Source organism: Cytobacillus kochii (assembly GCF_020171845.1).
GTDB classification, from domain to species: domain Bacteria; phylum Bacillota; class Bacilli; order Bacillales; family Cytobacillaceae; genus Cytobacillus; species Cytobacillus kochii.
On record NZ_JAIVAM010000011.1, the window covers coordinates 190,195 to 214,287 of the forward strand.

Sequence of the window (24,093 nt, forward strand, 5' to 3'; positions counted from 1 at the left end):
ATATCGAAGTGTAGCTAATTCTGGTACATCTTTTTTATAAAGGCAAATGGTAGAAAATCATTTACATTTTTACCCATGCACACATAACTTCTATGCGATAACAAGAGATAATCTCTATCTCCATTCAAAAAATTTTATTTTTCGTGAACGAAAGGAGAACACTAATCGTCATAATAGTAAATCCAAAGAAAAGGGGGGCAAGGTTTGGAAGAGAAAAAATGGATTAAAGCAGCGAAACAAGGCGATAACCAGGCGTTAGCTCACTTATTTAAAGAGAGTTATCCCCTTCTCGTTCATTATTTAATGAAGCTCACCCTTAATCGAGAAGAAGCTGAGGATTTGGCACAAGAGACGATGACAAAAGCGATTGAAAAATTAAATCAATTTCAGGTGAAATCGAAATTCTCCACTTGGCTCATATCCATTGGCACAAAATTATATATCGATCAAAAAAGGCGCCAAAAGCGAGCTGATGCTTTTAAAGCACAGCATATGCGGAAATTAAAATGGCAGGCACAGTCACAAAATGAAGATTGGGATTTCTTATTAGCTTCTCTCGGTGAATTAGAAGATGAATTAAGAGTGCCGATTATTTTAAAACATTATTATGGCTATGCGTATGATGAGATTGGCAAAATGCTTGGAATTGCTGAAGGAACAGTAAAATCTAGAGTTCACCGCGGAATTAAAACCATTCGAAAGGAGATGGGTGAAGATGAGAAAGGCCCAGGAACAATGGAAAACCCTATCAAACAAGGATGAAGAAGATTTTTCAAAAGAAATGACACGTTCTTTTGCACAGTTTGAGGAAAATAACCCCATCTCTACTCCTAGTGAAGATTGGTTTGAAAAAATGGTCATCGCTAAAAAGGATGCAGCTAGCAGAAAATGGCGAAGAGAATTACTCTTATTCAGCGGAATAGCAACACTTATTCTCGTTTTATTTTTTACAACATTAACCCAAATACCAGTTGTCTTTATCACATTACAAGGTCTTACAGTCCTTCTAGTCATCTGTTATACCTTGCTGCAAATCCAAAAACATAGAGAGAAGGTGCGACATGACGAATATTGATTTCTTTTTACTATTCTTAGTAGCTATTATTTTATTATCACAAAGTATCTTTTTATTTACTAATGCAAAGAAAAATGGGATGAATCATTGGTTCTGGGGTATTATCGCCTTAATTCAAGCACCGGTACCACTAATATTCTATATCATCGTAAGAAACGTTCGTAGAAAAGAGGAGGATGAATTAAATGATTATCGTGACTACTGAAACAATACCAGGTAAAGAAATAAAAGAGTTAAAGGGTTTTGTTAGGGGAAATTCAGTCCAATCGAAACATATTGGAAAAGATATCGTGGCCGGATTACGTACGATTGTCGGTGGAGAAGTCTCGGAATATACAGATATGATGACGGAATCTCGCCAGAAAGCAATCGGTCGGATGGTAGAGCATGCCAAAGAAAAAGGGGCAAATGCGATTATCGGTGTACGTTTACAAACGTCAGCTATAATGGCAAACGCCAGTGAAATATTGGCTTATGGTACGGCGGTGTATGTGGAGTAAACAAGAGGTTATATATATTTGTTGGCTGTCGACTTCTCGACAGCTTTTTTTGCGGAGTACCTTAAATCTATTCAGAATAAGGATTGGGCAAATTCCTAACCCTAATTCTAACGCTTAAGCCTCCGCTGCTGTATCATTCTTTTAATATCATAGCAAGCAAATGTCCCACAAATAATGATACCAGCACTAAAAAAAAATACTAAAAACCAATTCTCTCCCCAACTGACATAGGCACAGTAGAGACAAAGTAACGCAGTGACGAGTGATGCATAATTCGCCTGATACAGCTCTAGTTTTGACCTTTGATTTTCTTCCAGTATCCTCAACTCCCTTTATTATTTTGTTATCCAATTTTCTACTCTTCACTCACAAACAATTCATCTACTGTGGTATCCAATACTTTGGCTAAATTAAACGCCAACTGCAGTGTTGGATCATATTTGTTATTTTCAATAGCATTAATCGTTTGCCTCGTTACTTTGCAATGTTTCGCTACATCCTCCTGCGATAGTTTCATTGACTTCCTTAACTCACGAATTCGGTTTTTCATCTTAATTACCGTATTTTCTCTTATAAAAAAGTAAAGTAATCAAGTAGATAATGCAAATACTTAGTAGAAAGGAGAATGGTGAGATTCCTTCATAAGTGTTGCTTCCCCAAAAAGCTGAATAAACCTTCTTCCCCATTTCAAAAACTAAGTATAAGATAACAGCTGCAAAAGAATACGATTGTGCTTTCATTTTAATAAAGTTTTTCCTTTCATCACCAATTAGGGGCAATGTACTCAATGTAAACAAAATCAGTATAATACTTAACACTAGTATTGTTAAAAACGCAATAACGACTCCGTCCAAAATGATTACTCCTCCAAAATGTAAAAAGTATTTTACATATATTATACTAATACCTCCAAAAATGTAAAATACTTCTTAGTTTATTATTAGGGCATCACACGCTAATGTCTGAAATACAAAAATGCTTAGAGTCATTATCAACTCTAAGCATTAAAATTAATCTCTATTTAACAAAGACACACCCGCGATACCTGGGTTCGTCATTTCGTATGGGTTCAAGATAAGATCCAATTCTTCTTCAGTAAGCACATCGTATTTTAAGCACAGTTCACGAACGGATTTGCCATTGATGATTGCTTCTCTCGCGATGCGTGCTGCGACTTCGTATCCGATATGTGGATTCACTGCTGTAATGATTCCTGCACTGTTTTCTACATATTCTTTCAAACGCGTTTCATTCGCTTCAATGCCTGATAAACAGTAATCTGTAAAAGCACGGAAAGCGTTGTTCATAATACTGATTGATTGTAATAAGTTAAAAACAAGTACCGGCTCCATTACGTTTAATTCTAGCTGTCCTGCCTCAGATGCAAGGCAAATGGTATGGTCATTACCGATGACTTGGAATGCCACTTGGTTAATCATTTCAGGCATAACTGGATTCACTTTACCTGGCATGATAGAAGAACCTGGTTGACGCGCAGGCAATGAAATTTCGCCTAGACCAGCGCGTGGGCCTGATGCCATTAAACGAATGTCATTAGCAATCTTAGACATATTCATCATACAGACTTTTAACGCTGCAGAAACTTCTGTATAAGCATCTGTATTTTGAGTCGCATCGACAAGATGATCAGCTCCAACAAGTGGTAAGCCCGTAATCTCAGCCATATGTTTAACAACACTTTCAATATAAATAGGGTCTGCATTTAGTCCCGTTCCTACAGCCGTTGCCCCCATATTGATTTCATATAAATGCTGACGAGATTGCTGGATCCGTTTAATATCTCTTGTGACTACACGACTGTATGCTTCAAACTCTTGTCCAAGACGAATCGGAACCGCATCTTGCAGATGTGTTCTACCCATTTTAATCACATGATCAAACTGCTTCGCTTTCTCCTTAAATGTCGCAAGCATATGCTCCATCGTTTGTGTCAGTTTTTCCAATGCATTCAATGTAGCAATATGAATCGCTGTTGGGAAAGCATCATTTGTTGATTGTGACATGTTAACATGACTATTCGGACTTAAGTGAAGTGCATAGTCTCCTTTATTCTTCCCTAGTAACTCTAGCGCACGATTGGCAATCACTTCATTGGCATTCATATTAATGGATGTCCCAGCGCCACCTTGAATCGGGTCAACAATAAAGTGATCATGCCATTTACCTTCAATAATTTCATCAGCAGCCTGAACAATAACATTGCCAAGCCCTTCATATAATCTTTTTGTGTCCATATTTGCTAACGCGGCTGCCTTTTTAACCATAGCAATTGCGATGATCAGCTCTTCATGAATGCGATATCCGGTAATTGGAAAGTTTTCAACTGCACGTAAGGTTTGAACACCATAATATGCATCTATTGGCACTTCTTTCGAACCTAAGAAATCGTTTTCAATCCTTACTTTATCATTTGACATTTTTATTTTCGCCTCGCCTATTTTCATCATTTAACTATAGATATATCATCTTGCTTTAAGACGATATACCTCCTAAATAATAGCACAGTCTAATTCTTTTATAAAGGCGGGGAGCCACAAAGATTTTTTCTGCTTACACACTGGTTAAGAAAAAAATAATAAGAGAAAAACTTAATAAAATGAGCAGAATAGTATGAAGGAAAATACCAATCCCACTGCATACTTTTCCAGCAGAAATTAACTTTCTTCCTTCAGGTCCATTAATATTGCACAATAACTTTGATGCATAGATGCTGCCAAAGATACCTATAACAAGTCCAATATACGGTGTGATGATAGAAAGTATTCCTAAAATAAGAGAGAGATGAACTTTTGACACATGTACGCCTCTTTTCAAAAGTAAGCTTATAGGTTCATCTTATTACACGATAAATATTTATATACGGAAAAATGGCTCAAATGATAAGTGAGGTTCATTCTAAGAGGTTTTTGATACATTTTTTGGGATCGGAATTACACAAGGTAAAAACTTCACGAACCTATTCATCATCAATCGGCCCGAATTGGTTATAATCAAGCTTTGTTTAAATCATAAACCTTCCATATTGGCCTCCACCTTATATTAAACGAACACCGGATGAAAATAGATCACTGGCTCTTCATATGGATGGATGCGTTTGATGATCGTTTTCACTTCTTCCATCTGGCTATATAGGCAACGAAATTCCATCTTACATTCTGTCCCAAACGTGATGTTGCCAATTTGGCCGAAGTAAGGATTTGCGTCTTCTAAAGGTCTATAGTAACCTTTTACCGCTGAGTAGGATATAACATGATCATAATTCCCTACTATTAATGTTCCTATTGTATTCAATTCATCTCTTAATCTCACAATATATTCGCCTGGTATTAAAACTTCGACTTTTACAAATTCAAATTCCATGAAGTTTCACCTACCATTTAAAAGACACGCTTTGAAAAAGCGAAATCGTCAATATCACTGTTGTTAAAGTGCCGGCAGTCATCAAAGTAATTAACTTCGAGCGACTATTCTCCGTTTTTAAAACTTCATTCGATACCGCAAGCCAAATAACGATAGATGCGATTGCAATAATTGATAGCATTCCTGTAGACATCTTTTATCCCCCCCAGGATTTTTTTAGATTCTTCTCTACTATTCTATACGATTTTGTGAGACATTTAGTTTCAAAAAGTAAAAATTAGTCTTAAGTCTGAGTCAGGGTTACGGCATTAGCATGAGTTGCATTAGGGTTTTTGTTAAATCAAGCTATTATTTTAATTTTCACTGGTGGCTTGGTGTTATCCATCTTGCTATGTTCGCATTTTTTATTTGACAACACATCCTTGTGGTTTGCATTACTCTTGTGCTCGTATTTCTGATTTGGCAACACTTCTTCGCATTTTTCTCTACTCTGTGTTCTTATTTCTGAATTACACACACATCCTTGTGGTTTTCATTACTCTTGTGTTCTTATTCCCCATTTCACAACACTTCTTCGCATTTTTCTCTACTCTTGTGTTCTTATTTCTGAATTACAAACACATCCATGTAGTTTTCATTACTCTTGTGCTCGTATTTCTGATTTGGCAACACTTCTTCGCATTTTTCTTTACTCTTGTGTTCTTATTTCTGATTTACAAACACATCCTTGTGGTTTTCATTACTCTTGTGTTCTTATTCCCCATTTCACAACACTTCTTCGCCTTTTTCTTTACTCTTGTGTTCTTATTTCTGATTTACAAACGCATCCTTGTGGTTTTCATTACTCTTGTGTTCTTATTCCCCATTTCACAACACTTCTTGCTCTCCTTCCACCCATTTGAGTGGACATTCCCTTTTGAGCAAACTTACTGGCGAATTATTTAACCCTTTAATCCTTTCCCTCAATATATAACCCTACCTGATTCAGATCTCATCCCCCTACCCAAATATAAAAAAACACCCCTAGCACTCTAGGGATGCAACTGATTATATAACGATCTTACTTAACTCCAAAACCCGTGTTTCTTCTCCATCAACACTCCCCCAAGTTTGCTTTAAGTAGAGTTCGGCGATCGCTTCATATTTACCCTTAAATTTCTGCGCATATTCTAATGCGATGACACTTTCATAAAGATGAGCCATTATTTTCATTAATGGTTTCGCTTGAAGTTGCTGCACGAGGGGATCGGCTTTAGCGAATTGTTCCAGCTGTTGTTTCACTTCAGCAAACTTTACTTCAACGAGTGCGGTCTGTTCACCTTTAGCTAGTAAAGCAATTCGATCAAACGTTTGATTGATAAATAGTTCGTCTGCAGAAAATTTATTAACGAGACGGATTAATTCCTGACCGAGTATGTTCGCCGTGCCCTCCCATACCGTTAGCACTTGGGCATCTCGTAAAAGCCTTGGGGTGATAAAATCCTCTATATAACCGTTTCCTCCATGCATCTCTATTGCTTCATGGGCAAAATGAATCGCATTTTCTGCTGATTCTTTTTTCAAAAGGGCAATATAGAGTCGATGTAGAATAACCTCCGAATCGCTTGCCTCACCCGCTACAACCTTGTCGTATAGTTCTACTAAATCAAAAATTGCGACGACCTCTACCTCAAGCTTTGCCTTAAGTTGAGAAAGTGTTTGTTGAATCATTGGCAAATCAATCAACTTTTGACCGAACGCTTCCCTAGCTATGGCATACTGCTTTGCTTCCTCATACGCTCGCTTCATGATGCCGATCGATGCGACAGCATTACATATCCGAGAAAGGTTTAATGCTTCCATCATATAGTAAAAACCTTTTGATTCATCGCCAACTACATAGGCAACACTACCATCAAATTCTACTTCTCCAGATGGGACAGCACGCACACCCAATTTATCTTTTAATCTTCTAATGCGAAGATGATTTAGCTCGCCATTGTCTTTTTTCCACGGAACAGCGAACAATGTTAAGCCCCGCGTTCCTTCTTTGGCGCCTTCCTTTCTTGCTAACACCATTGCTACACCACATTGGCCAGCATTGGAAGCAAAGTATTTCTCACCAAACAACCGGTATTGTCCCTCTTCTTTTACTGCTCTCACGACATTTGCACCTACATCTGACCCTCCTTGCCGTTCAGTTAAAAAAGTCGCTCCCTCGTATAATTCCTCATCAGCATTTGTTGCACACAGATGTGGTAAAAAGCGTTTCTTCACTTCTTCATTCCCATAATGATCCAATAGATAGGCGGTCGCCATTGATAAAGTAACTGGACAATAAAATCCTGGCTCTGTTTGTGAAAGGAGATACCCTTGCGCATAACTGTAAATATAGTTGCCTTTTCTACCAAGCTCAGGGATTTCCTTATGCACATAGCCCACCATACCCGTACCGTATGATTCTTTTACTGTTTGTTTGTAGCCGCTATTCACCCACACTTCAGAAACTTCTTCACCATAGCGGTCATACTGTTTTAGCACTGGTTGTCCTTCTCGATCAGTGTATTTAGCACGTTCATCAATCGGACCAGCACATTGCGCGCCGTACGCTGTTAATTTTTCAACTGCGTAATCAAAAAACGCAGGAGGAAGCTTTTCTCTTAAAATATGAAGTAACGTCTCGTCTTCTTTGAAAAAATTAGTCGCATAGTCACTTTTCTTTTCCGGTTCCTTCAATACTTTCATACTTGCTCCACCCCTTCTTTTAACACTCTTTTTAATATTTTTCCTGACGCATTTCTTGACAACATGTCAACTTGATGGTAGGAACGTGGGATTTTATATTTTGCTAGATGGTCAACGAGGAATCGATTGAGCTCCTCACTTTTTACCTCTTCTGTTGCTGAGAAGAAAGCTGTTACGGTTTCTCCCCATTCTCTGTGTGGGAGACCGATAATCGCAACTTCTTGAATAGTGGGATACTTCATCATAACGTCCTCGATTTCTTTAGGATAAATATTTACACCACCTGAGATAATAACATCCTTTTTACGATCGACTATCCATATATAGCCCTCTTCATCCCGTCTTGCTAAATCCCCAGTCTTTAACCAGTCACCGTTAAATGTTTCTTTTGTTAATGCCATATTTTTGTAGTAACCCACCATGTTGCCTTCTCCACGCAAGACAATTTCTCCAACTTCACCTGCCGGGATCACTTGACCGTGTTCATCAACAATTCTTAACTCGGTATGAAGGGGTGCTCGCATACCAATGCTACCTGTCTTTTCTCCATGCTCTTCAGGTAACATGATGGCGCCACTTGGTCCTGCTTCCGTTAAGCCATACACGCTTGTTAGTCGATCCGTGTGAAATCTTTCAGCAATAAGATCAATTTGTTCCTTGGCAAGCGGCGCTCCTCCGTAAACCCACCATTTCATCGTTGATAGGTCGTAGTTTTTTATTTCTGGGTGTTGTGCGGTCAGTAAATAAGCGACCGGTGCACCAAAAAAGTGTGTTGTTCGATAAGTTGCAACCGCTTTCAAAAGTAGGTCTGGTGTAAAGGTAGGAGTAATGACAACTGCTGCTCCGACAACCGTTGCTGACATGAGGAATAAATGTAGGGGGGCTGAATGCGTTAACGGCATCATTAAAAGCATTTTACTATCTGGTTTTACTTCCATTTCAACCGCAATCATTTGCGCCACTGTTAAAATATTGCGGTAGCTAAAAAGAACACCCTTAGGATCACCTGTCGTTCCAGATGTATAAAGAATGGTACTGTAATCATCTTCCGTTAGATTACACTCAACTTCTTTTCCAGGAGAAAGGGCCAATAACTGCTCAAAGCTTTCCCAATTCTGCGCATGCTCTCCCGTTTTAATCTTCAATGGTACTTTTTCAATACTCTCAACTGCTGAAAAAATAATCTCATGTGCGAAAATAGCTTTCGCTTCACAATGATCGACAATGTACTGCACCTCATCCAATGTGAACTTGGCATTAATCGGTATAACAACAGCACCCACTCTTTGCACAGCAAAATAGGTAATGATAAATTCAAATGTATTAGGCATAAACAAACAGACATTGTCTCCTTTATCAATTCCTCTTTCCAATAAACCGTTTGAAAGAGCATTTACTTTATCGTTTAACTCTTGAAAAGTAAGACTTCCTTCAAAACCGATTACTGCCTGTGCTTGAGGATACTTCCTGGCATTTCTTGCGACTAATTGCGAACTATTCATGACGATCCCTCTCTTCTACTAGTTTTTCGAGCCTTTCACTAAAGCTCTTCTTCAAAGACAGCAACTCTTCTTTCATTTCCAACAGTTCTTCAATGGCTTGATCAATTTGCTTGATGCGCTGATTACCATAAGTAATCGTACGTTCTAACTGGGCCATACCGGTTCTGTCATAATCAAATAGCAGCACCATTTCTTTAATTTCTTCCAATGAAAAACCATACCGCTTTCCACGAAAAATCAACTTTAACTTGGCACACTCTTTTTTTGTATACAAACGATGATTGCCTTCAGAACGAGTCGAGCGAATTAACCCTAGCTCTTCATAATAACGAATCGTCCTTGTAGAAACATCAAATTTTGCAGCTACTTCACGTATTGTCTTCAGTCATCAGCACCTCCTTTTTCTTAGTATACAATTGACGTTAACGTTAACTTCAAATGTTTTTTGTATATTATCAAAATTCTTATATTTAAACAAAAAAGAATGATATCTGTCTTAGATATCATTCTTCTCTGTTCTTATGCTTTTTTTTATTCCAATCAAAAGGAATGTTGGTCCATTCAAAAAATAGATACCCAAGAAACACCAACAAACTTACCATTATATTCTCAAACCAAGAAATGGGCTGACTACTTATTAATTGCCATATCGTTCCCGTTAAAAAGAAGATCACCGCAAAAGAAAGGCTACTCTTTAGCATGATATCCCCCCTTATGTAAATAAGTTATTTTCTCCCTATCTTTATCATTATTTTGCTCAGCACGATAACTATCTTTAGAAGAAGCTTGATAAACCTTTAAATATTGCTCGTGATTTAATAAATAATACTTACTATTTTCAACTTGTTGTAGCATTAATTCTGCTAAGGGAATTCCAGCAAAGTTAGGTAACGTATCGATAATTCCAAACTCAACCGACAAACCCTCTTTCATAAATTCATGTTCATGCAAATCGACTAATTGATATCCCAGCGATACCATCACATCAACAATCTTTGGCCACTCAAAAACATTCTGATCCGGAGGTACGGCCCACCCTCGCTCATCACCTGGCACATGAATATCTAAATCTCTTGCTTGCCAATCCACTCCTGTCAAATGCTCAAGCCCCACCGAACCCATTAACAAAGGAATGATATTCACTTGATTCAGCGCTTCTGTTATTCTTAAAAACTCTTTGAATTTAGGACTGTCCACATGTGGCCCCCCTTTTCCTTTGATAATGATTTAAGATTACTAGATTATGTACATTTTACTCTCATATCATGCTGCGATTTTTCTGCGATGTATGCCTTTCACTTTGCTCTTTCCTGTTGGCTTTGATTTTCTTTTTGTTTTGCTCATATTTTGTGGAGACTCTCAATTAGTCCCGATTTCTTCTTTTGCCCGACTCATTTCCTGCTGAGACTCTCGATTAGTTCCGATTTCTTCTTTTGCCCGACTCATTTCCTGCTGAGACTCTCGATTAGTCCTGATTTCCTCTTTTGCCCGACTCATTTCCTGCTGAGACTCTCGATTAGTCCTGATTTCCTCTTTTGCCCGACTCATTTCCTACTGAGACTCTCGATTAGTCCTGATTTCCTCTTTTGCCCGACTCATTTTTTGCTGAGACTCTCGATTAGTCCCGATTTCTTCTTTTGCCCGACTCATTTCCTGCTGAGACTCTCGATTAGTTCCGATTTCTCCTTTTGCCCGACTCATTTCCTGCTGAGACTCTCGACTAGTACTGATTTCCCCTTTTGCCCGACTCATTTCTTATTCAGGCTCTCTATTAGTTTCAATTTGCCTCATTTGTCATAGCATCTTACTTAAAATAATAAGAGTGAAGGATGAGAGACATGATATACTCTGATCGATCGTCGGTTACATTTATCGATTGTACATTACTTATCAAATGATTACGCCGCAGTAAGCCTTCTTTCTTGTTATCTCTCATTAGCGAGATCGATGAAGTAACCGTCAATGCATTTGTGGTCCAGGTTTCCTCTTCTACTTCAAAAAAAATCACTTCCTTCAGCTTAGACATATTTTTCACATTCATTACTGTGTTAGCTTTGCCAATTACGATACCATTTTTGTAAATCAGCCATTGCTCCTGTTGAGAAAACCCCCTACTTCTTTTCCAACGTACATCAAAGGAATCCTCTTCTATATATATGCGCAAAGATAAATACCAGCGTAAATCAAAGATATCACTCACAACATATTGCCATCTCTGCGTAAAATATTGCTGAATGAAACCGCGTTTTTCCTCACCCTTAAAAAGTGGCTTTTTATTCATCAATGTTCGTTGCAGATGATAAAACGACCACCCGTCTTTATCAGGAGGTTGATAGTTATCTTCTTTTCCAGCCATCCGTTTACTTACTAAATAAATAATAAGCGCGGTTGTTGGGAATAAAAATATCGCAGCCCAATGCCACAGGTTAAATGCATTAAACAGCATGAAGCGTACAAACAAAATGAACGATATCAAAACAAATAATAAATTTAACTTAACCAACCAAACACCCCTTCGTTTACATACGATAAAAATGGTAAATAGTTTCAATTCTAAATAAAAAAGCCTACTTCTAAAGTAGACTTCATCGTTCAAAATCATAACTCTCTTCCACCTTGCAAATACGCACCTGATAGTTCTCATACCAGTCCGATTTTCCTTTTTCCTGTGCGACTTTATGGGCCGCATGGTCTTTCCACCTTTTAATATCCTCAAATGTTGCCCAATATGAAACAGTAATTCCTAATTGTGAGTCTCTGGCACTTTCGATCCCGAGGAAGCCTTCTTCCTTTTGCGCTAATTCCTCCATGGCCAATGCCATTTTTTCATACCCGTTATCGCCAATTGTCCTTTTGGAAGTAAAGATCACAGCATAATATGTTGATGGTAACTCCTGCATGATTGACCTCCAATAAATGAGATATTATTTACAAATATAATGTAATAATAGTACAGGCACAGCTAGTTTATATTTCGTTTCAACAGACACCGAGTTGCGATCAGCAAGAAAATTCTTGATGGCTTCTTCGCTCACTCCTGTATAAATAGAAATCGTTTTGACACTAATACCATAATTTGTTTGCAAAACGTCAATGACCGCTTGCAAACGACTATCCACATCACAAGCAAACATGCCAGAAGTTAATAAAGCTAAAAGGTGATTGAAGTCCATACGTCTATCTACACCATGAAGCTCTCCCCAATCACAAGTACTATCTTTTTTTCTATACTTCTCTATAGCCATCTGATTAATGCCAGATATTTTCTCTAATGTTTGCGCATCCATTCTCAACTCATTCATCAACACGGTGATAAAATCCCTCGGGTCATTAATGGAAAAAAGCCTTTGTGGATCTTTCAAGTACAGCACCACCTATTTGTATATAATGGTAATAATAATCCATTTTGAGGAGGTTTTCTATGAATCAGACTGTTACATTCTCCATGCAAGTAAAAGGAATGTCTTCACCACTTACCGAAACCTTTACGCTTAAAGAACTATCTCTACATAAACAGATGTCAACCGAAGAGCTAGAGAACAGAGTAGATGCCATTTTTCAAACGTGGGTTTGGAGTCATATTAGCTTTTCTCGAACCATCAATCATTAACAACATCAAACCCTTAACTCACCACGGAAACCTCTAGCCCCGTAGTATGAATCGGCGCCGTTATGGTAGACAAATACATGATCATAGCGGCGGTCACAAAATAATGCACCTCCGAGGTTTCTAATATTCTCTGGAGTCTGTATCCAGCTAGATGTTTTAAGGTCAAAATTTCCTAGCTGCTGCAATGATTCATACTGTTCTTCAGTAAGAATTGTAATGCCCATCTCATTTGCTAAATCCATCGCGCTCGTTTCTGGCTTATGTTTTTTTCTAGCCTCAAGTGCCTCTCTGTCATAACAAACACTGCGGCGCCCCTTTGGACTTTCTTTTGAACAATCGAAAAAGAGGTACTCGCCTGTGGATTCATCATAGCCCACCACATCAGGTTCACCTTCTGTTCTCTCCATTTCATGAAGGGACCACAGCTTGTCCGGCTGTGCTACTAGTTTTTCTTGCACGTTCTCCCATTCAATACCTTCATGTCTTTCCAAGTTTTTCTCAAAACGTAATTTTAAAATGGATAATAACTCTTCTTGGTTTTCTGTTGATAACTTTTTAGTCATTCTTTTTAACCTTCCTTTATCTCATACTTTTTCGTACGAATTGTAGTAGTTTTTCTTTTCCATGTAAGCATTGCTCCATCGTTACAATACAAAAATATGGTTGACACATCAAGTCCCCTAAGAAGCAATCATCATATATAACCTGCACAAACAAGGTTTTCCTTGGGGAAGACTCAGCTAAATCACGATAGATATTACTTATCTCTTCATCTACTGTCCTTGTGACGGCCAGTTTTCCCGTTAGACTCTGCCACCATACTTTAAAAGATTGATAAACTTCATTAAAGCTTATATAATCCATAAACAAGCCTTCAAAAAAGAAGTTTTTATGATTATAAAATAATTTTTCACCATTAAATCGATTCTCCGCCACAAGCTGAACCGTTTCTGCCCACTTCTCTTTATAGCTATCTTCAAAGTTTTGACTAAAAGCATACTCTCTAATCATATAAGGAAATCTGCGCTCATTCTTTTTCGTCTGATTACCATATATATTTTGAATATAGATAAAAAAATTTAACGCAGGACAGGCTTCAGTCATGATATAGAATTCCTTATTCATCTAGCCACCACCTAACCTCCAATTGTGTATACGTTTTTGTTTTTACAAAATGCTTCTCAATATATGAAATAAAGTGAGTAAAGTCAGTGGTGTGGTCACTGGCTTTTTTTAGCATGCTTGCTCTATTTCGCTACTGCCTCAAATGTAATCGATTGATGAGCATTAGTAGGATATAGCCCTTGTTCATAATCGGCTGAAATAATGATGCTGTGGAAACCCGTTGCCTCAAGAATGGTCTTAAACTCTTCGACTCCATACCAACGGAGAGGAAAATGTTCCAATTCTGTTTGTATCAGCTGCCCATCTCTCCATTTTTCATAACGATGGTGAGAAACTGTGTACTGTTTTATATAATCGACTTCAATCACCTTTTTCTCCAGCGTAATTACATCGCCATTTTCTGTTCTCCATGTCTTAGTCGATGCTTGATTTAGAGTAACGTCCGGTTGTAAAAAAATATCTACCATCAACTTTCCACCTGTCGAGAGATGGTGTTGGAAATTCTTTAATGCCTTTATAGAGTCCTCTCGTTCATGCAGCAACAGAAAAGTACCTGTTGGAATAATTATCGCTTCATATTTTGTTGGTAAACTAAACGACTCCATTTCCCCGCTAAATACATTGGTCTCAAGCCCCCTTTCTGCACAATGACGCCGACATATACGGAGCATCTCATCTGATACATCAAACCCTTCAACCGTAAAACCCGCTTCTAAAAGGGGAATAAGCGTCCTCCCCGTACCCACTCCAGGTTCAAGAATCTTACCTTTACAAGTAGCTAATCTATCTCGGTAAAAGGCAATGTCTCCAAATGTTGAACCTATATTTTTATCTAAATCATATACTTCAGCAGAAAGTTTACTATAATAACTTAACAATGACTCTCACATCCTTCCTAAAGGAGCATGTCTAATTTATTTTTACTAGATGAATAATAATAAATGTCTTTACCTTTACTCTTTGCGTATTGTATTTCCTTTCGTGTACTCTCTCCAATGTATTCATCCTCATTAATTACATAAATGGCGTCACTCAAATCAATCTTTCTTAAATGTAACTCTTGTAGCATATTTAGCTTCTCATTCGATAAATAAATGTCATCACTATGTTCAAAGAAACCAAGACTTAAAACGATATGACCATGGTAAGTCAATGTCGCTTCTGTATGTATAAATTGTTGTTTAAATTTGGTTGAACCACAAAGTGTTATTATCAACCGCATCCCCCTCTCATTTAGTCATTTAACAAATTATACTATATTACTAAATATTTAGAAATTTAAACAACGAGTACTGATTTCGTGAAAGATTATAAGAAGGCTGAACCCCTCGCGTTAGGTTCAGCCTTTTTAGTCTTTATTTCCCTATAAACATCTGCACCCAATTATGACCATTACTCTCATAACCTATGCCGATTTCTGTAAAATTACCGTTTAATATATTTGCTCTATGACCTTCAGAGTTCATCCAGCCTTGGACAACCGCTTTAGGTGATGTATAGCCTTTAGCAATATTTTCACCCGCAGTAAGATAGGTAACCCCATTTGCCGTTAACATTTCAAATGGTGTTCCATATGTGGGAGAAGTATGACTAAAGTAGTTGTTATCGGCCATATCCTTCGCCTTCAAATACGCAACTTTGGAAACGTCTCCATTAAGTTTTAATGCAGGCAACCCGTTATTAGCACGCTCTACATTTACCAATGATACGACTTCATTCATGTATTGCTCATGATTTCCTGCAGACGCATTTCCGTCATTTTCTTCCTCTGGGTCTGTTACTCCGGGCTTCTCTTCTTCCGGTTCAGTCGCCTCTGGTTTTTCTTCCTCTGGCTCAGTCACTTCCGGTTTCTCTTCTTCCGGTTCAGTCGCCTCTGGTTTTTCTTCCTTTGGCTCAGTTACTTCCGGCTTCTCTTCTTCTGGTTCAGTCGCCTCTGGTTTTTCTTCCTTTGGCTCAGTTACTTCCGGCTTCTCTTCTTCCGGTTCAGTCGCCTCTGGTTTTTCTTCCTTTGGCTCAGTTACTTCCGGTTTCTCTTCTTCCGGTTCAGTCGCCTCTGGTTTTTCTTCCTTTGGCTCAGTTACTTCCGGTTTCTCTTCTTCTGGTTCAGTCGCCTCTGGTTTTTCTTTCTTTGGCTTAGATCTATCTTGTTCCTCAACTTTTGGCTTTGATACTTTGTCCGTATTGGCTTGTGGTTTTATAATGTTAGAATCATCTTGTTCCAAAAGTTCTCCGTCTCTTCTCTCAGGTATTTTAATTTTTTGCCCTGGATAGATGAGGTTTTTATTCGTAATTTCTGGGTTCGCATTTAGTAGTTTTTCAAAATTAATATTTAACTTAATGGCAATTCTCCACAAGGAGTCACCCGGTAAAACAGTATAATAAATAGAGCTCGTTTTAGGTAATTGAATGATTTGCTCAGGGAAAATGAGATCTTTATTAGGAATTTGACTATTAACGTCTAATAATTCATAAAAATCAACACGCTGTTCCTCTGAAATGTCCCATAAATTATCACCTTGCTTGACTGTATATTTATCAGCAAATGTGGTCATTGGACTTAAAAAAACAAGGGTAGATAAAGTAATTGCTAGTTTTTTCTTCATTATACGTATGTTGGCCTCCGTTATTCCTCGTATATTACCAACTATTACCTAGGATGACTAGTTTAATAATATTCAATTATAATAGCTTCATTCGTCGACTAATTTGGTTAACCACTTTGTAAATTATACGATAGTAATAATACTGTCAAGTTGCCTTTTGACTATATATTTTAGAAGAATTTTATAAGTTATAAAAAATACCAATTTCTAATGATTTTCTACCTATTCATCAGAGAGTTGCCGATCTAATTGAATTAAAATCTTACTATTTTACAATATGTTCTAACCTCTTATTATAAGAGATCATTTTTAAATTCCGTCGTAGACAACAAAAATGAACGATTGTAAATAAGATATTTTTAGTGTAAAATTACACTAAAAATCTGAAGGTGGTTTAAATTGAAACACAAGCTGTTCGTTTTCTTATTAACCGTTAGTCTACTACTGAACATATATTACTTCTGCAAATGGTTCATATTTGAACAATGGTCTGAAGCGTCAAGAGAAGAAGCTATCATTTTAAGTGAAATGATACTAAAAACGGTTGAAAGTGAGGATTACTTAGCTTTAAGGGAAAGAGAAAAAATCATTGCCATCGAATCAGATATTAACAAGTTTAAAGGTGGCGTCTTCCCGTATTATATGGAAGTCAGCGTTAGAACTGAGCAACAAACGTACCTATTTTATTGTAGCGATAAGCAATGTTCGAGTATGGAAAATGGAGGTTTGAGTTATTCCATCTATGAAGAGGAAAAACCGCGCCTTCCATTTCAAAATACGGACTAATAAAATTTACTACAATCCAAAATCACCTAATTATATATAGCTCGAAAGAAGGGGGAAGATAAAAAACCTATTTACAGTCGTATATTTGAACCAAAGCACGACAACGGGTGTACCGGGACATTCCTCACCACTCTTCTTACCAACAAACAGCGTTCTGATTTAAAACATTTTGTTTTAGGATGATATCATTTTTATTGCTTGGTTGATTAAGATATATATTAGAACGTAGCTAGGTTGCCTATTTATTTAATGCAGAGTCAAAATGATTCAATTCAAAAATACCAATCTACTTTTGAAACCTTAAACCACGGCTCATGTCGTATTATTTATTTTGAAAAGCGTGATATAGCTTTAACATCTCCAACAAAATTTCTTTATTATAACCCGTTTTTTCATGAATTTTCATTACCCACTCATCGATACCAACTAATGGACTGTCTTTTATTAGTCCATGATTCGTGCTCAAAAAGCTAATCCAATTTGTAAATTCCCAGTGTGCTACTTCTGTTTGATAGGGAACTCTACATTCGAGTAAGGGAGTGGGCTTAATGAGATTTTGCGAATGTTCAGCTGCATGGAGAAAAACATCACAATGAATCGGGCGTGTATCATATATTTGTTTTGATTCTTTCCCATTTGGTCTATGATAGCGCACCTCAACCATATATTCATTCGGTATCATTTGTATATTAGCACCTGGGAAAAAACCGCCAAGTTTCTCACTTGTGAAATTTTCTCGTTTCTTATCTATTAACACCGGATTTAACCACTGATCCCCCAAATCACATAAGTAGCGGCCACCATCATCGTCCAGTGCAATCACTGCTACATGGGCATTTACTGTCCCTAGATGATGACCGATTGGAAATGCTTGAATCTTTGCTTGTCGAAAAGCATCCAACAACCAAATGGCTAAATCAAAACAATTACCCGCCAGGCCATATTGATCTCTATGTTCCTTCATTAAGGATAGCTCTCTTTGCTTTCTCTCACTCCCCTTTTGGTAATGCCATATTTTCGTTAGATTTTCCATCGGGAACGTATTAAATTGTTCCCAAACACGTTGAATACTTTCGGTTGCTCTCATTATTATTCACATCCATCTTTCTTTTCTAACCCTTTCTATTCCACCTTTCATAATCCTCCTTTTTCAAGCAAGCTATGAAAATATCATTTGTACATAATGTCATTATATGGTACCTTTTATTTGCAAGATGATTGGTTCAAAAACATACAAACAAGGAGTTAACCATGAGAAGGCTTCTACTACTTACACTTACACCATTACTACTTATTACACTAACAGCATGTATGAATAAGGATGAGGAAGAAACCACGGATCAACCCGAAGATATCGTCATTCCAACGCAAATTGAGAATAATATATTCAAAGTCAAGCAACCGTTTGAGCCAGCTAAGGCACGAGGTGCAATTACAGCAAATGTGTCTAATAACTACGATATCACTGAGATTGAACTGGGGTTGATGGATATCACTTCTGAATATTTTTCACCAGAAGACCACCTTTATCAATCAGGGCAATACATAGATAGTGACTTGCTCAATGAATTACTTGCTAGAGAGTCTAATGATACGCCTAATGGGCTGAACCCCAAAATGAAAGCAACAAAAGATCGACTGGAAGATGAGGAAAAAACCCCTAAAATTATCTCTCATATTCACGAACAAAATTACTTAAATGAAAAAGGTAAAGTTGTTGGGATTTCATTAGCTATTTCTATCAATGATTACTACCATATTCGGGTAATGGATGATGCCGGATTAGTTCACACAGGTGAAGTAAGAGTGAATGATGTTTATAAAGACAAGAGTTACAACGAAAAATATGCGAAAAACATCGCCAAAAATGTTATTTCTGCCGTTAGAGGGATTGAAAATGTACCTAACGTACCAATTATCTTATCTATCTATGAAGAGGCAGGCCAAAATGAAATTACACCTGGCCAATTTCTTGCTCATACTTATATTGATAAAGGCAAACAAGGTATTGGCAGCTGGGAAGAGGTTGAAAAAGACCAATATGTCTATCCTTCAGATGAATTAAATGAAGTGGATAAAAGTCTTCATGATAGTCTCAATTATCTATCAGATGACCTTCTTACCTACTTCACAAATTTAGATTTGAGATTAAACGGCGATATTAATTATGAGCATGATAATTTAACAAATATAGAATTAAAAATCTATGCACCAGGTATTTCAAAGGCAGAGTTAACGAGCATCCTTAACTTTTGCGGTACGAAAATTAATTCTATAGCAGGCGACCATGTCCCCGTCTCCATTCGTATCATCAATGTAGATGAAGAACTTGGGCTCATGATTTGGGATACAGAGAACAAAGAGATCTTAACGGAAATATTATAAAAGTAGGGCTTCTTCTTTTTTTAAAAAAGGAGGAGCCTTTTCTACTGCATTTAACTGTTTGTCCAATCACTTCCTCTTCTTTATTAATAAAATAATTATAAGTAAAGGAGTGATAACTTGAAGCTATCAGAAACAAAAGGCGTATATGATCTCGTTGTAAGTTTAGGCTGTTGGTGTGGTCCTGCCATCTTCACAAAAGAGCATCACTTAAGAAAAAATTCATTCCCTTTTGATTGGGTACAGTCGCCATATCTTAACATGGTCAATCAGCTACTTAGAAACAGGTTTAAAAATTACATGGAAAAAGATCACATGGAGGAAAAGAATATTACCGCACATTTCGTCCATGAAGGACAAGTCATTTATGAAGAAGGAGGAACCACCCCTGCAAGAGCACATTTTGTTCATGACCGTCTATATCAAATTGATTCTGTCCACGATTTCCCTATGATCGCCAACCAACAGTGGACCGATCAGTACCCAGCATTCAAGCAAAAGCTCAACAAACGCATTCAAAACTTTCTCAAAAAAATACAAACTAGCAAAAAAACGTTATTCATCCGATATGAATGGGAAATTGCAAAATACGATGACATTATTGAATTGCATACGACCCTCTCCAAAATTACCCGCGGCCCCTTCAACCTCCTTATCATCCAACAAGTAAATATACCATTAGAACGACCACTCATTGATGCGGAATGGCCACATGAAGGAATCTGCTTCGTTAAAATACCCATTAACCATCATTATGATAAACAAATATGGAAGGAAATCCTTACTGGTGTGAGTTTGAGGAAGTAAAGACAGTCGATTATGCACTGTCTTTTTTATTTAGTACTTAGATATCGAAAGGAAATAAGTGTGTAGCTATATTTTGATCACTGCGTCTCTCATCCCTAGACCAATTGGTTTGATTTTCTTATAAATAATAGTAAATTCCGTTTGTTCGGCTTTCGTGGGTGGTTTTCCTTTAAGTGACGTGCAAATCCAGTTTGCTCAGCTTTCATTGAGGGGTTTTTGTTTGAGTGACTCGCAATTCCAGTTTGTTAACCTCTCGTTGGGAATTTTCTGTTTGAGTTACTCGCAAATCAGTTTGTTAACCTCTCGTGAACAGATTCCTACTTGAGGGACTCGCAATTCCGGTTTACTTACCTCTCGTGAACAGATTCCCTCTTGAGGGACTCACAATTCCAGTTTGCTCACCTCTCCTTAACAGGGGTTCCACTTGAGGGACTCGCAATTCCAGTTTGCTCACCTCTCCTTAACAGATTCCCTCTTGAGAGACTTGCAATTCCAGTTTGCTTACCTCTCATTACCAGGGTTCCACTTGAGAGACTCGCAACTCCAGTTTGCTGACCTCTCCTTTACAGATTCCCTCTTGAGAGACTCGCAATTCCAGTTTGCTTACCTCTCGTGAACAGGGGTTCCACTTGAGGGACTTGCAATCACAGTTTGCTATCCTCTCCTTTACAGGTTTCCCTCTTGAGGGACTCGCAATTCCCGTTTGCTAACCTCTCCTTTACAGATTCCCACTTGAGGAGCTCGCAATTCCAGTTTGCTAACCTCTCGTTAACTCTTTCCCTCTTGAGGGACTCGCAATTCCCGTTTACTCACCTCTCATTAACAAGGACTCCACTTGAGGGACTTGCAATCACAGTTTGCTCACCTCTCCTTTACAGATTCCCTCTTGAGGGACTCGCAATTCCCGTTTACTCACCTCTCATTAACAAGGACTCCACTTGAGGGACTTGCAATCACAGTTTGCTCACCTCTCCTTTACAGATTCCCTCTTGAGAGACTTGCAATTCCAGTTTGCTCACCTCTCTTTTACAGATTCCCTCTTGAGAGACTTGCAATTCCAGTTTGCTTACCTCTCGTGAACAAGGGTTCCACTTGAGGGACTCACAACTCCAGTTTGCTATCCTCTCCTTTACAGATTCCCGCTTGTGTGACTCGCAACTCCAGTATGCTATCCTCTCGATAACTCATTTCCGTTTGAGTGATTCGCAATTTATTCATACTTGGCTCTCGTTAGCCCATTTCAGCCTGAATGAAGAGCAAAAATTCAACATCTCTGAGGATGGTGCACATAATTGATTTTTCTCTTTTCTATTTCTCTCCAATCGAGCAGGGCTTAAAAGTGAGATATCCCCTCCTATTCGACGGTGTCTCTTTTTTCCCGTTATCAACATATATTAGCATCCCAAGAGCGACTGTTTTCTTTCCCGCAGTTCTTAAGTTGACTTTGACCGACTAGACAAGAGTTTCTCTCTATTCCTCCTCACTCTTAAACGCATCTACCATCCATCTTTTATGATAAAAAGAACCTCACACCAAAATGGTATCAGGTTCCGTACTCCTTATTTGTTCAAGAATAACCTGGCAAAGATAAACTGACGAGTTGTGCATCTGCACGCAAGGAGTCTCTTAAGGTTGTTTCCACACAGGCAACTAGTGGAATCGTGATGATTATGATGCCATCTTCGAATTCAAACTCAAGACCTGGGCAGACCTCATCGCATTGCACTTCCGTTTCTGCTCTTCCTGTTCTCGTATTTACCATGATTTTCAGACAAATATCAAAACAACTTTTATGACTACATGCCATTTCCATTCACTCCTTGTGTTTATTGATAGCCTGGTAAAGATAAGCTTGTTAGCTCTGCACTCGCACTTAAATCATCTTTTAATGTCGTCTCCACACAAGCTACAAGTGGTAAAGTGATTTGAATGACGCCATTTTCAAATTCGAACTCGATACCACCGCAAGTTTCATCGCACTCAACGGACGTTTCTGCCCGTCTGCTATTCGTATTTACCACCAATTTTAGACATACATCAAAACAACTTTCATTTTTACAAGCCATTCTTTTTCTCTCCTTTTTTTTGTAAATTCCCTAAATATATCATCGCCTCCAAATGATCACCTACGATGACTGAAGTAGTCGGGGCTAGACATCCTTTTCGATTAGCATAATGAGTATGCGGGCGAAAGCGATTGATTTTATCCACTTCTACATGGTGTACATTTTCGACAACACAATGATTAACAATTAACTTTACGTAAGCTAATACAGGATTAGCTAGTGACCCAACACCGACTTTTTCAATACTTTTCCTTCTCAAGGCATGGGGGACAGCAACAATGGAGCCCACACCTAAATCAGCTCGATTACAAGCTACATTTATTGCGTATTTACAGGCAGTAACTAAATGAAGCGGCCAGTGCTGTTTTATGCTAGCATTGAGGTCATTTACTGCAACATCAACGCCCCTCTCTACAGCCTGTACAAATGGCTGTAAGTCTTCCATCGCGATGACAAAATCGCCATCAACAAATAACAAAATCTCGCCGGTGGCAAAGTGTGCACCTATCGCCCTACCAGTATCTAAACCTAGTTTTTCAGCAAACTGAATAACCGTTGCCCCTGCATCATATGCATGAACCGCTGTCTGATCATTTGACCCATTCACAACAACAATGATTTCTAACGGACCTAATCGCATACACTCCTCAATTACTGCCTTAATTCGCGCTTGTTCATTTTGAGCTGGGATGATAACTGATAACTGGGATAAGGGGTTGTTGGCATGGTCATTTTTTCTAATAGTTGGCTGATGGCCCTGGATAACAGAATCTAGTACATCTAATCTTCTTTCACCATCAGAAAACTTTGATCGGCTATTAGGCGGGAATCTTTGTGTGTAAGCTTGTAAATAATCGTCTATTCTTCTCCTGTCATCTTTCCTATCCCACACTTGATTTTGCAGCTGAAAGATATTTCGAATAGGAAGCTGATGTGACAATACATAGCCTTGTTGAACTAATTTCACATGTGCTTCAACAGGATTGCTAAGCGTATCGATACCAATAGTATCTACTGCTTTTCTTGAGAGTCCATAAGGGACGAACATGATTTGGTCTATTTTTAAATCTGAACGATGGATAAAAGCATTGGTTATTTGCGGGAAAATAGTAGAAGGAATGTGGCGGTGTTTTTTTTGAAATTCATAGTCCATATTATTGAGAACAGCGTCCGCGCTATTGTCCATCAGCGGTTGTAAAAATTGCTGGAGCGTTGGTACTGTAATATGTTGGTTGAGATCTAAAAATAACATACATGATCTTGTTGCCTTTTTTGCCCCGATGACATGTGCTTCGTAGACATGTTGCCAAGCATCATTTACTACGAGACGAAACGGATCAACATTTAGTAATTTATGGGCAACAAAGATTAGCTCAACATTTGTGATAGATTGATAGGTCTGGATTAACTTACTCACATACTGATTACTCGCATCCCGACTAATAGGAACAATCAAAGATAAACACGAACCATCCAAAAAGCATCGTCTCCTTTCATCCTTAAGTGGCATCACCCCCTTACAAGGAATATAG

General features: G+C 38.1%; 33 protein-coding genes. 8 read left to right on the plus strand and 25 right to left on the minus strand.

Annotated elements, in window-relative coordinates; all coding sequences use genetic code 11:
• Nucleotides 1–204: 204 nt before the first annotated feature.
• Genes sigY through LCM23_RS18785 form a run of 4 tightly spaced genes read left to right on the plus strand, consistent with a single transcriptional unit; the run spans nucleotide 205 to nucleotide 1,575 of the window.
• A complete protein-coding gene (gene sigY, locus LCM23_RS18770; protein WP_224938286.1) occupies nucleotides 205–762 on the plus strand; it encodes an RNA polymerase sigma factor SigY in 558 nt (185 codons plus the stop codon).
• On the plus strand, nucleotides 716–1,075 hold the full coding sequence (locus tag LCM23_RS18775; RefSeq protein ID WP_224938287.1) for a YxlC family protein: 360 nt from the start codon (nucleotides 716–718) through the stop codon (nucleotides 1,073–1,075). The genes sigY and LCM23_RS18775 overlap by 47 nt, the downstream gene beginning before the upstream one ends.
• Nucleotides 1,062–1,280: a sigmaY antisigma factor component gene (locus tag LCM23_RS18780; protein WP_224938288.1), complete on the plus strand. Its 219-nt coding sequence runs from the start codon at nucleotides 1,062–1,064 to the stop codon at nucleotides 1,278–1,280. The genes LCM23_RS18775 and LCM23_RS18780 overlap by 14 nt, the downstream gene beginning before the upstream one ends.
• On the plus strand, nucleotides 1,261–1,575 hold the full coding sequence (locus tag LCM23_RS18785) for a YbjQ family protein (protein ID WP_224938289.1): 315 nt from the start codon (nucleotides 1,261–1,263) through the stop codon (nucleotides 1,573–1,575). The genes LCM23_RS18780 and LCM23_RS18785 overlap by 20 nt, the downstream gene beginning before the upstream one ends.
• 355 nt (nucleotides 1,576–1,930) lie before the next feature.
• On the opposite strand, the gene LCM23_RS18790 is transcribed toward LCM23_RS18785, so the two are convergent.
• From LCM23_RS18790 to LCM23_RS18865, 16 genes are all read right to left on the minus strand, one after another.
• A complete protein-coding gene (locus LCM23_RS18790) occupies nucleotides 1,931–2,125 on the minus strand; it encodes a helix-turn-helix transcriptional regulator (RefSeq protein WP_224938290.1) in 195 nt (64 codons plus the stop codon).
• Nucleotide 2,126: 1 nt separating this feature from the next.
• Nucleotides 2,127–2,429: a hypothetical protein gene (locus LCM23_RS18795; protein ID WP_224938291.1), complete on the minus strand. Its 303-nt coding sequence runs from the start codon at nucleotides 2,427–2,429 to the stop codon at nucleotides 2,127–2,129.
• 156 nt (nucleotides 2,430–2,585) lie between these two features.
• Nucleotides 2,586–4,013, minus strand: coding sequence for an aspartate ammonia-lyase (gene aspA / locus LCM23_RS18800; protein ID WP_224938292.1), 1,428 nt, complete (start codon nucleotides 4,011–4,013; stop codon nucleotides 2,586–2,588).
• Nucleotides 4,014–4,146: 133 nt separating this feature from the next.
• Complete coding sequence (locus LCM23_RS18805) at nucleotides 4,147–4,392, minus strand: DUF4190 domain-containing protein (RefSeq protein WP_224938293.1); 246 nt, start codon at nucleotides 4,390–4,392, stop codon at nucleotides 4,147–4,149.
• A 243-nt stretch (nucleotides 4,393–4,635) separates the two neighbouring features.
• Nucleotides 4,636–4,956 (minus strand): cytochrome C biogenesis protein, encoded by a 321-nt coding sequence (locus tag LCM23_RS18810; RefSeq protein ID WP_224938294.1) that lies wholly within the window; start codon nucleotides 4,954–4,956, stop codon nucleotides 4,636–4,638.
• Nucleotides 4,957–4,966: 10 nt separating this feature from the next.
• The gene (locus tag LCM23_RS18815) at nucleotides 4,967–5,149 is read right to left on the minus strand and encodes a hypothetical protein (RefSeq protein WP_095371010.1); all 183 of its coding nucleotides are present in this window, start codon (nucleotides 5,147–5,149) and stop codon (nucleotides 4,967–4,969) included.
• 854 nt (nucleotides 5,150–6,003) lie between these two features.
• Entirely contained in the window at nucleotides 6,004–7,680 is a 1,677-nt protein-coding gene (locus LCM23_RS18820; RefSeq protein ID WP_224938295.1) for an acyl-CoA dehydrogenase family protein, read from the minus strand.
• On the minus strand, nucleotides 7,677–9,182 hold the full coding sequence (locus LCM23_RS18825; protein ID WP_224938296.1) for a class I adenylate-forming enzyme family protein: 1,506 nt from the start codon (nucleotides 9,180–9,182) through the stop codon (nucleotides 7,677–7,679). Before LCM23_RS18825 ends, LCM23_RS18820 begins: the two co-directional genes overlap by 4 nt.
• Complete coding sequence (locus LCM23_RS18830) at nucleotides 9,175–9,567, minus strand: MerR family transcriptional regulator (protein ID WP_224938329.1); 393 nt, start codon at nucleotides 9,565–9,567, stop codon at nucleotides 9,175–9,177. The genes LCM23_RS18825 and LCM23_RS18830 overlap by 8 nt, the downstream gene beginning before the upstream one ends.
• Nucleotides 9,568–9,685: 118 nt before the next feature.
• Nucleotides 9,686–9,883, minus strand: coding sequence for a hypothetical protein (locus tag LCM23_RS18835; RefSeq protein ID WP_224938297.1), 198 nt, complete (start codon nucleotides 9,881–9,883; stop codon nucleotides 9,686–9,688).
• Nucleotides 9,870–10,379: a phosphoribosylanthranilate isomerase gene (locus tag LCM23_RS18840; RefSeq protein WP_224938298.1), complete on the minus strand. Its 510-nt coding sequence runs from the start codon at nucleotides 10,377–10,379 to the stop codon at nucleotides 9,870–9,872. Before LCM23_RS18840 ends, LCM23_RS18835 begins: the two co-directional genes overlap by 14 nt.
• Before the next feature lie 162 nt (nucleotides 10,380–10,541).
• Complete coding sequence (locus LCM23_RS18845; RefSeq protein ID WP_224938299.1) at nucleotides 10,542–10,730, minus strand: hypothetical protein; 189 nt, start codon at nucleotides 10,728–10,730, stop codon at nucleotides 10,542–10,544.
• Nucleotides 10,731–10,733: 3 nt separating this feature from the next.
• The gene (locus LCM23_RS18850) at nucleotides 10,734–10,934 is read right to left on the minus strand and encodes a hypothetical protein (RefSeq protein ID WP_224938300.1); all 201 of its coding nucleotides are present in this window, start codon (nucleotides 10,932–10,934) and stop codon (nucleotides 10,734–10,736) included.
• A gap of 52 nt (nucleotides 10,935–10,986) precedes the next feature.
• Nucleotides 10,987–11,784: a hypothetical protein gene (locus LCM23_RS18855; protein WP_224938301.1), complete on the minus strand. Its 798-nt coding sequence runs from the start codon at nucleotides 11,782–11,784 to the stop codon at nucleotides 10,987–10,989.
• Nucleotides 11,768–12,082, minus strand: coding sequence for an antibiotic biosynthesis monooxygenase family protein (locus LCM23_RS18860; protein ID WP_224938302.1), 315 nt, complete (start codon nucleotides 12,080–12,082; stop codon nucleotides 11,768–11,770). Before LCM23_RS18860 ends, LCM23_RS18855 begins: the two co-directional genes overlap by 17 nt.
• 24 nt (nucleotides 12,083–12,106) lie before the next feature.
• On the minus strand, nucleotides 12,107–12,544 hold the full coding sequence (locus tag LCM23_RS18865; protein WP_224938303.1) for an HTH domain-containing protein: 438 nt from the start codon (nucleotides 12,542–12,544) through the stop codon (nucleotides 12,107–12,109).
• A 59-nt stretch (nucleotides 12,545–12,603) separates the two neighbouring features.
• Between LCM23_RS18865 and LCM23_RS18870 the strand changes: the two genes are divergently transcribed.
• On the plus strand, nucleotides 12,604–12,792 hold the full coding sequence (locus tag LCM23_RS18870; RefSeq protein WP_224938304.1) for a hypothetical protein: 189 nt from the start codon (nucleotides 12,604–12,606) through the stop codon (nucleotides 12,790–12,792).
• Nucleotides 12,793–12,797: 5 nt separating this feature from the next.
• On the opposite strand, the gene LCM23_RS18875 is transcribed toward LCM23_RS18870, so the two are convergent.
• The 5 genes from LCM23_RS18875 to LCM23_RS18895 form a co-directional block, all read right to left on the minus strand.
• A complete protein-coding gene (locus LCM23_RS18875) occupies nucleotides 12,798–13,355 on the minus strand; it encodes a DUF4256 domain-containing protein (protein WP_224938305.1) in 558 nt (185 codons plus the stop codon).
• Nucleotides 13,356–13,371: 16 nt separating this feature from the next.
• Nucleotides 13,372–13,917, minus strand: a complete 546-nt coding sequence (locus tag LCM23_RS18880) for a hypothetical protein (RefSeq protein ID WP_224938306.1) — start codon at nucleotides 13,915–13,917, stop codon at nucleotides 13,372–13,374.
• Between the two features lie 122 nt (nucleotides 13,918–14,039).
• Complete coding sequence (locus tag LCM23_RS18885) at nucleotides 14,040–14,795, minus strand: class I SAM-dependent methyltransferase (protein WP_224938307.1); 756 nt, start codon at nucleotides 14,793–14,795, stop codon at nucleotides 14,040–14,042.
• Between the two features lie 17 nt (nucleotides 14,796–14,812).
• Nucleotides 14,813–15,133, minus strand: coding sequence for a hypothetical protein (locus LCM23_RS18890; protein WP_224938308.1), 321 nt, complete (start codon nucleotides 15,131–15,133; stop codon nucleotides 14,813–14,815).
• A gap of 139 nt (nucleotides 15,134–15,272) precedes the next feature.
• Nucleotides 15,273–16,520, minus strand: a complete 1,248-nt coding sequence (locus LCM23_RS18895; RefSeq protein ID WP_224938309.1) for a LysM peptidoglycan-binding domain-containing protein — start codon at nucleotides 16,518–16,520, stop codon at nucleotides 15,273–15,275.
• Nucleotides 16,521–16,919: 399 nt separating this feature from the next.
• On the opposite strand from LCM23_RS18895, the gene LCM23_RS18900 reads away from it, so the two are divergent.
• Nucleotides 16,920–17,306 (plus strand): hypothetical protein, encoded by a 387-nt coding sequence (locus tag LCM23_RS18900; RefSeq protein ID WP_224938310.1) that lies wholly within the window; start codon nucleotides 16,920–16,922, stop codon nucleotides 17,304–17,306.
• A 322-nt stretch (nucleotides 17,307–17,628) separates the two neighbouring features.
• Here LCM23_RS18900 and LCM23_RS18905 read toward each other — a convergent pair whose 3' ends face one another.
• A complete protein-coding gene (locus LCM23_RS18905) occupies nucleotides 17,629–18,393 on the minus strand; it encodes a hypothetical protein (protein ID WP_224938311.1) in 765 nt (254 codons plus the stop codon).
• 164 nt (nucleotides 18,394–18,557) lie between these two features.
• On the opposite strand from LCM23_RS18905, the gene LCM23_RS18910 reads away from it, so the two are divergent.
• Nucleotides 18,558–19,691 (plus strand): CamS family sex pheromone protein, encoded by a 1,134-nt coding sequence (locus LCM23_RS18910; RefSeq protein WP_224938312.1) that lies wholly within the window; start codon nucleotides 18,558–18,560, stop codon nucleotides 19,689–19,691.
• 117 nt (nucleotides 19,692–19,808) lie between these two features.
• Complete coding sequence (locus tag LCM23_RS18915; protein ID WP_224938313.1) at nucleotides 19,809–20,495, plus strand: DUF1796 family putative cysteine peptidase; 687 nt, start codon at nucleotides 19,809–19,811, stop codon at nucleotides 20,493–20,495.
• A gap of 1,567 nt (nucleotides 20,496–22,062) precedes the next feature.
• Here LCM23_RS18915 and LCM23_RS18920 read toward each other — a convergent pair.
• From LCM23_RS18920 to LCM23_RS18930, 3 genes are read right to left on the minus strand one after another with little or no spacing between them, the layout of a single operon-like run.
• The gene (locus LCM23_RS18920; protein WP_224938314.1) at nucleotides 22,063–22,302 is read right to left on the minus strand and encodes a hypothetical protein; all 240 of its coding nucleotides are present in this window, start codon (nucleotides 22,300–22,302) and stop codon (nucleotides 22,063–22,065) included.
• A 19-nt stretch (nucleotides 22,303–22,321) separates the two neighbouring features.
• Nucleotides 22,322–22,561 (minus strand): hypothetical protein, encoded by a 240-nt coding sequence (locus tag LCM23_RS18925; RefSeq protein ID WP_224938315.1) that lies wholly within the window; start codon nucleotides 22,559–22,561, stop codon nucleotides 22,322–22,324.
• Nucleotides 22,551–24,038, minus strand: coding sequence for a glycosyltransferase family 2 protein (locus LCM23_RS18930; protein ID WP_224938316.1), 1,488 nt, complete (start codon nucleotides 24,036–24,038; stop codon nucleotides 22,551–22,553). The genes LCM23_RS18925 and LCM23_RS18930 overlap by 11 nt, the downstream gene beginning before the upstream one ends.
• Nucleotides 24,039–24,093 lie beyond the last annotated feature (55 nt).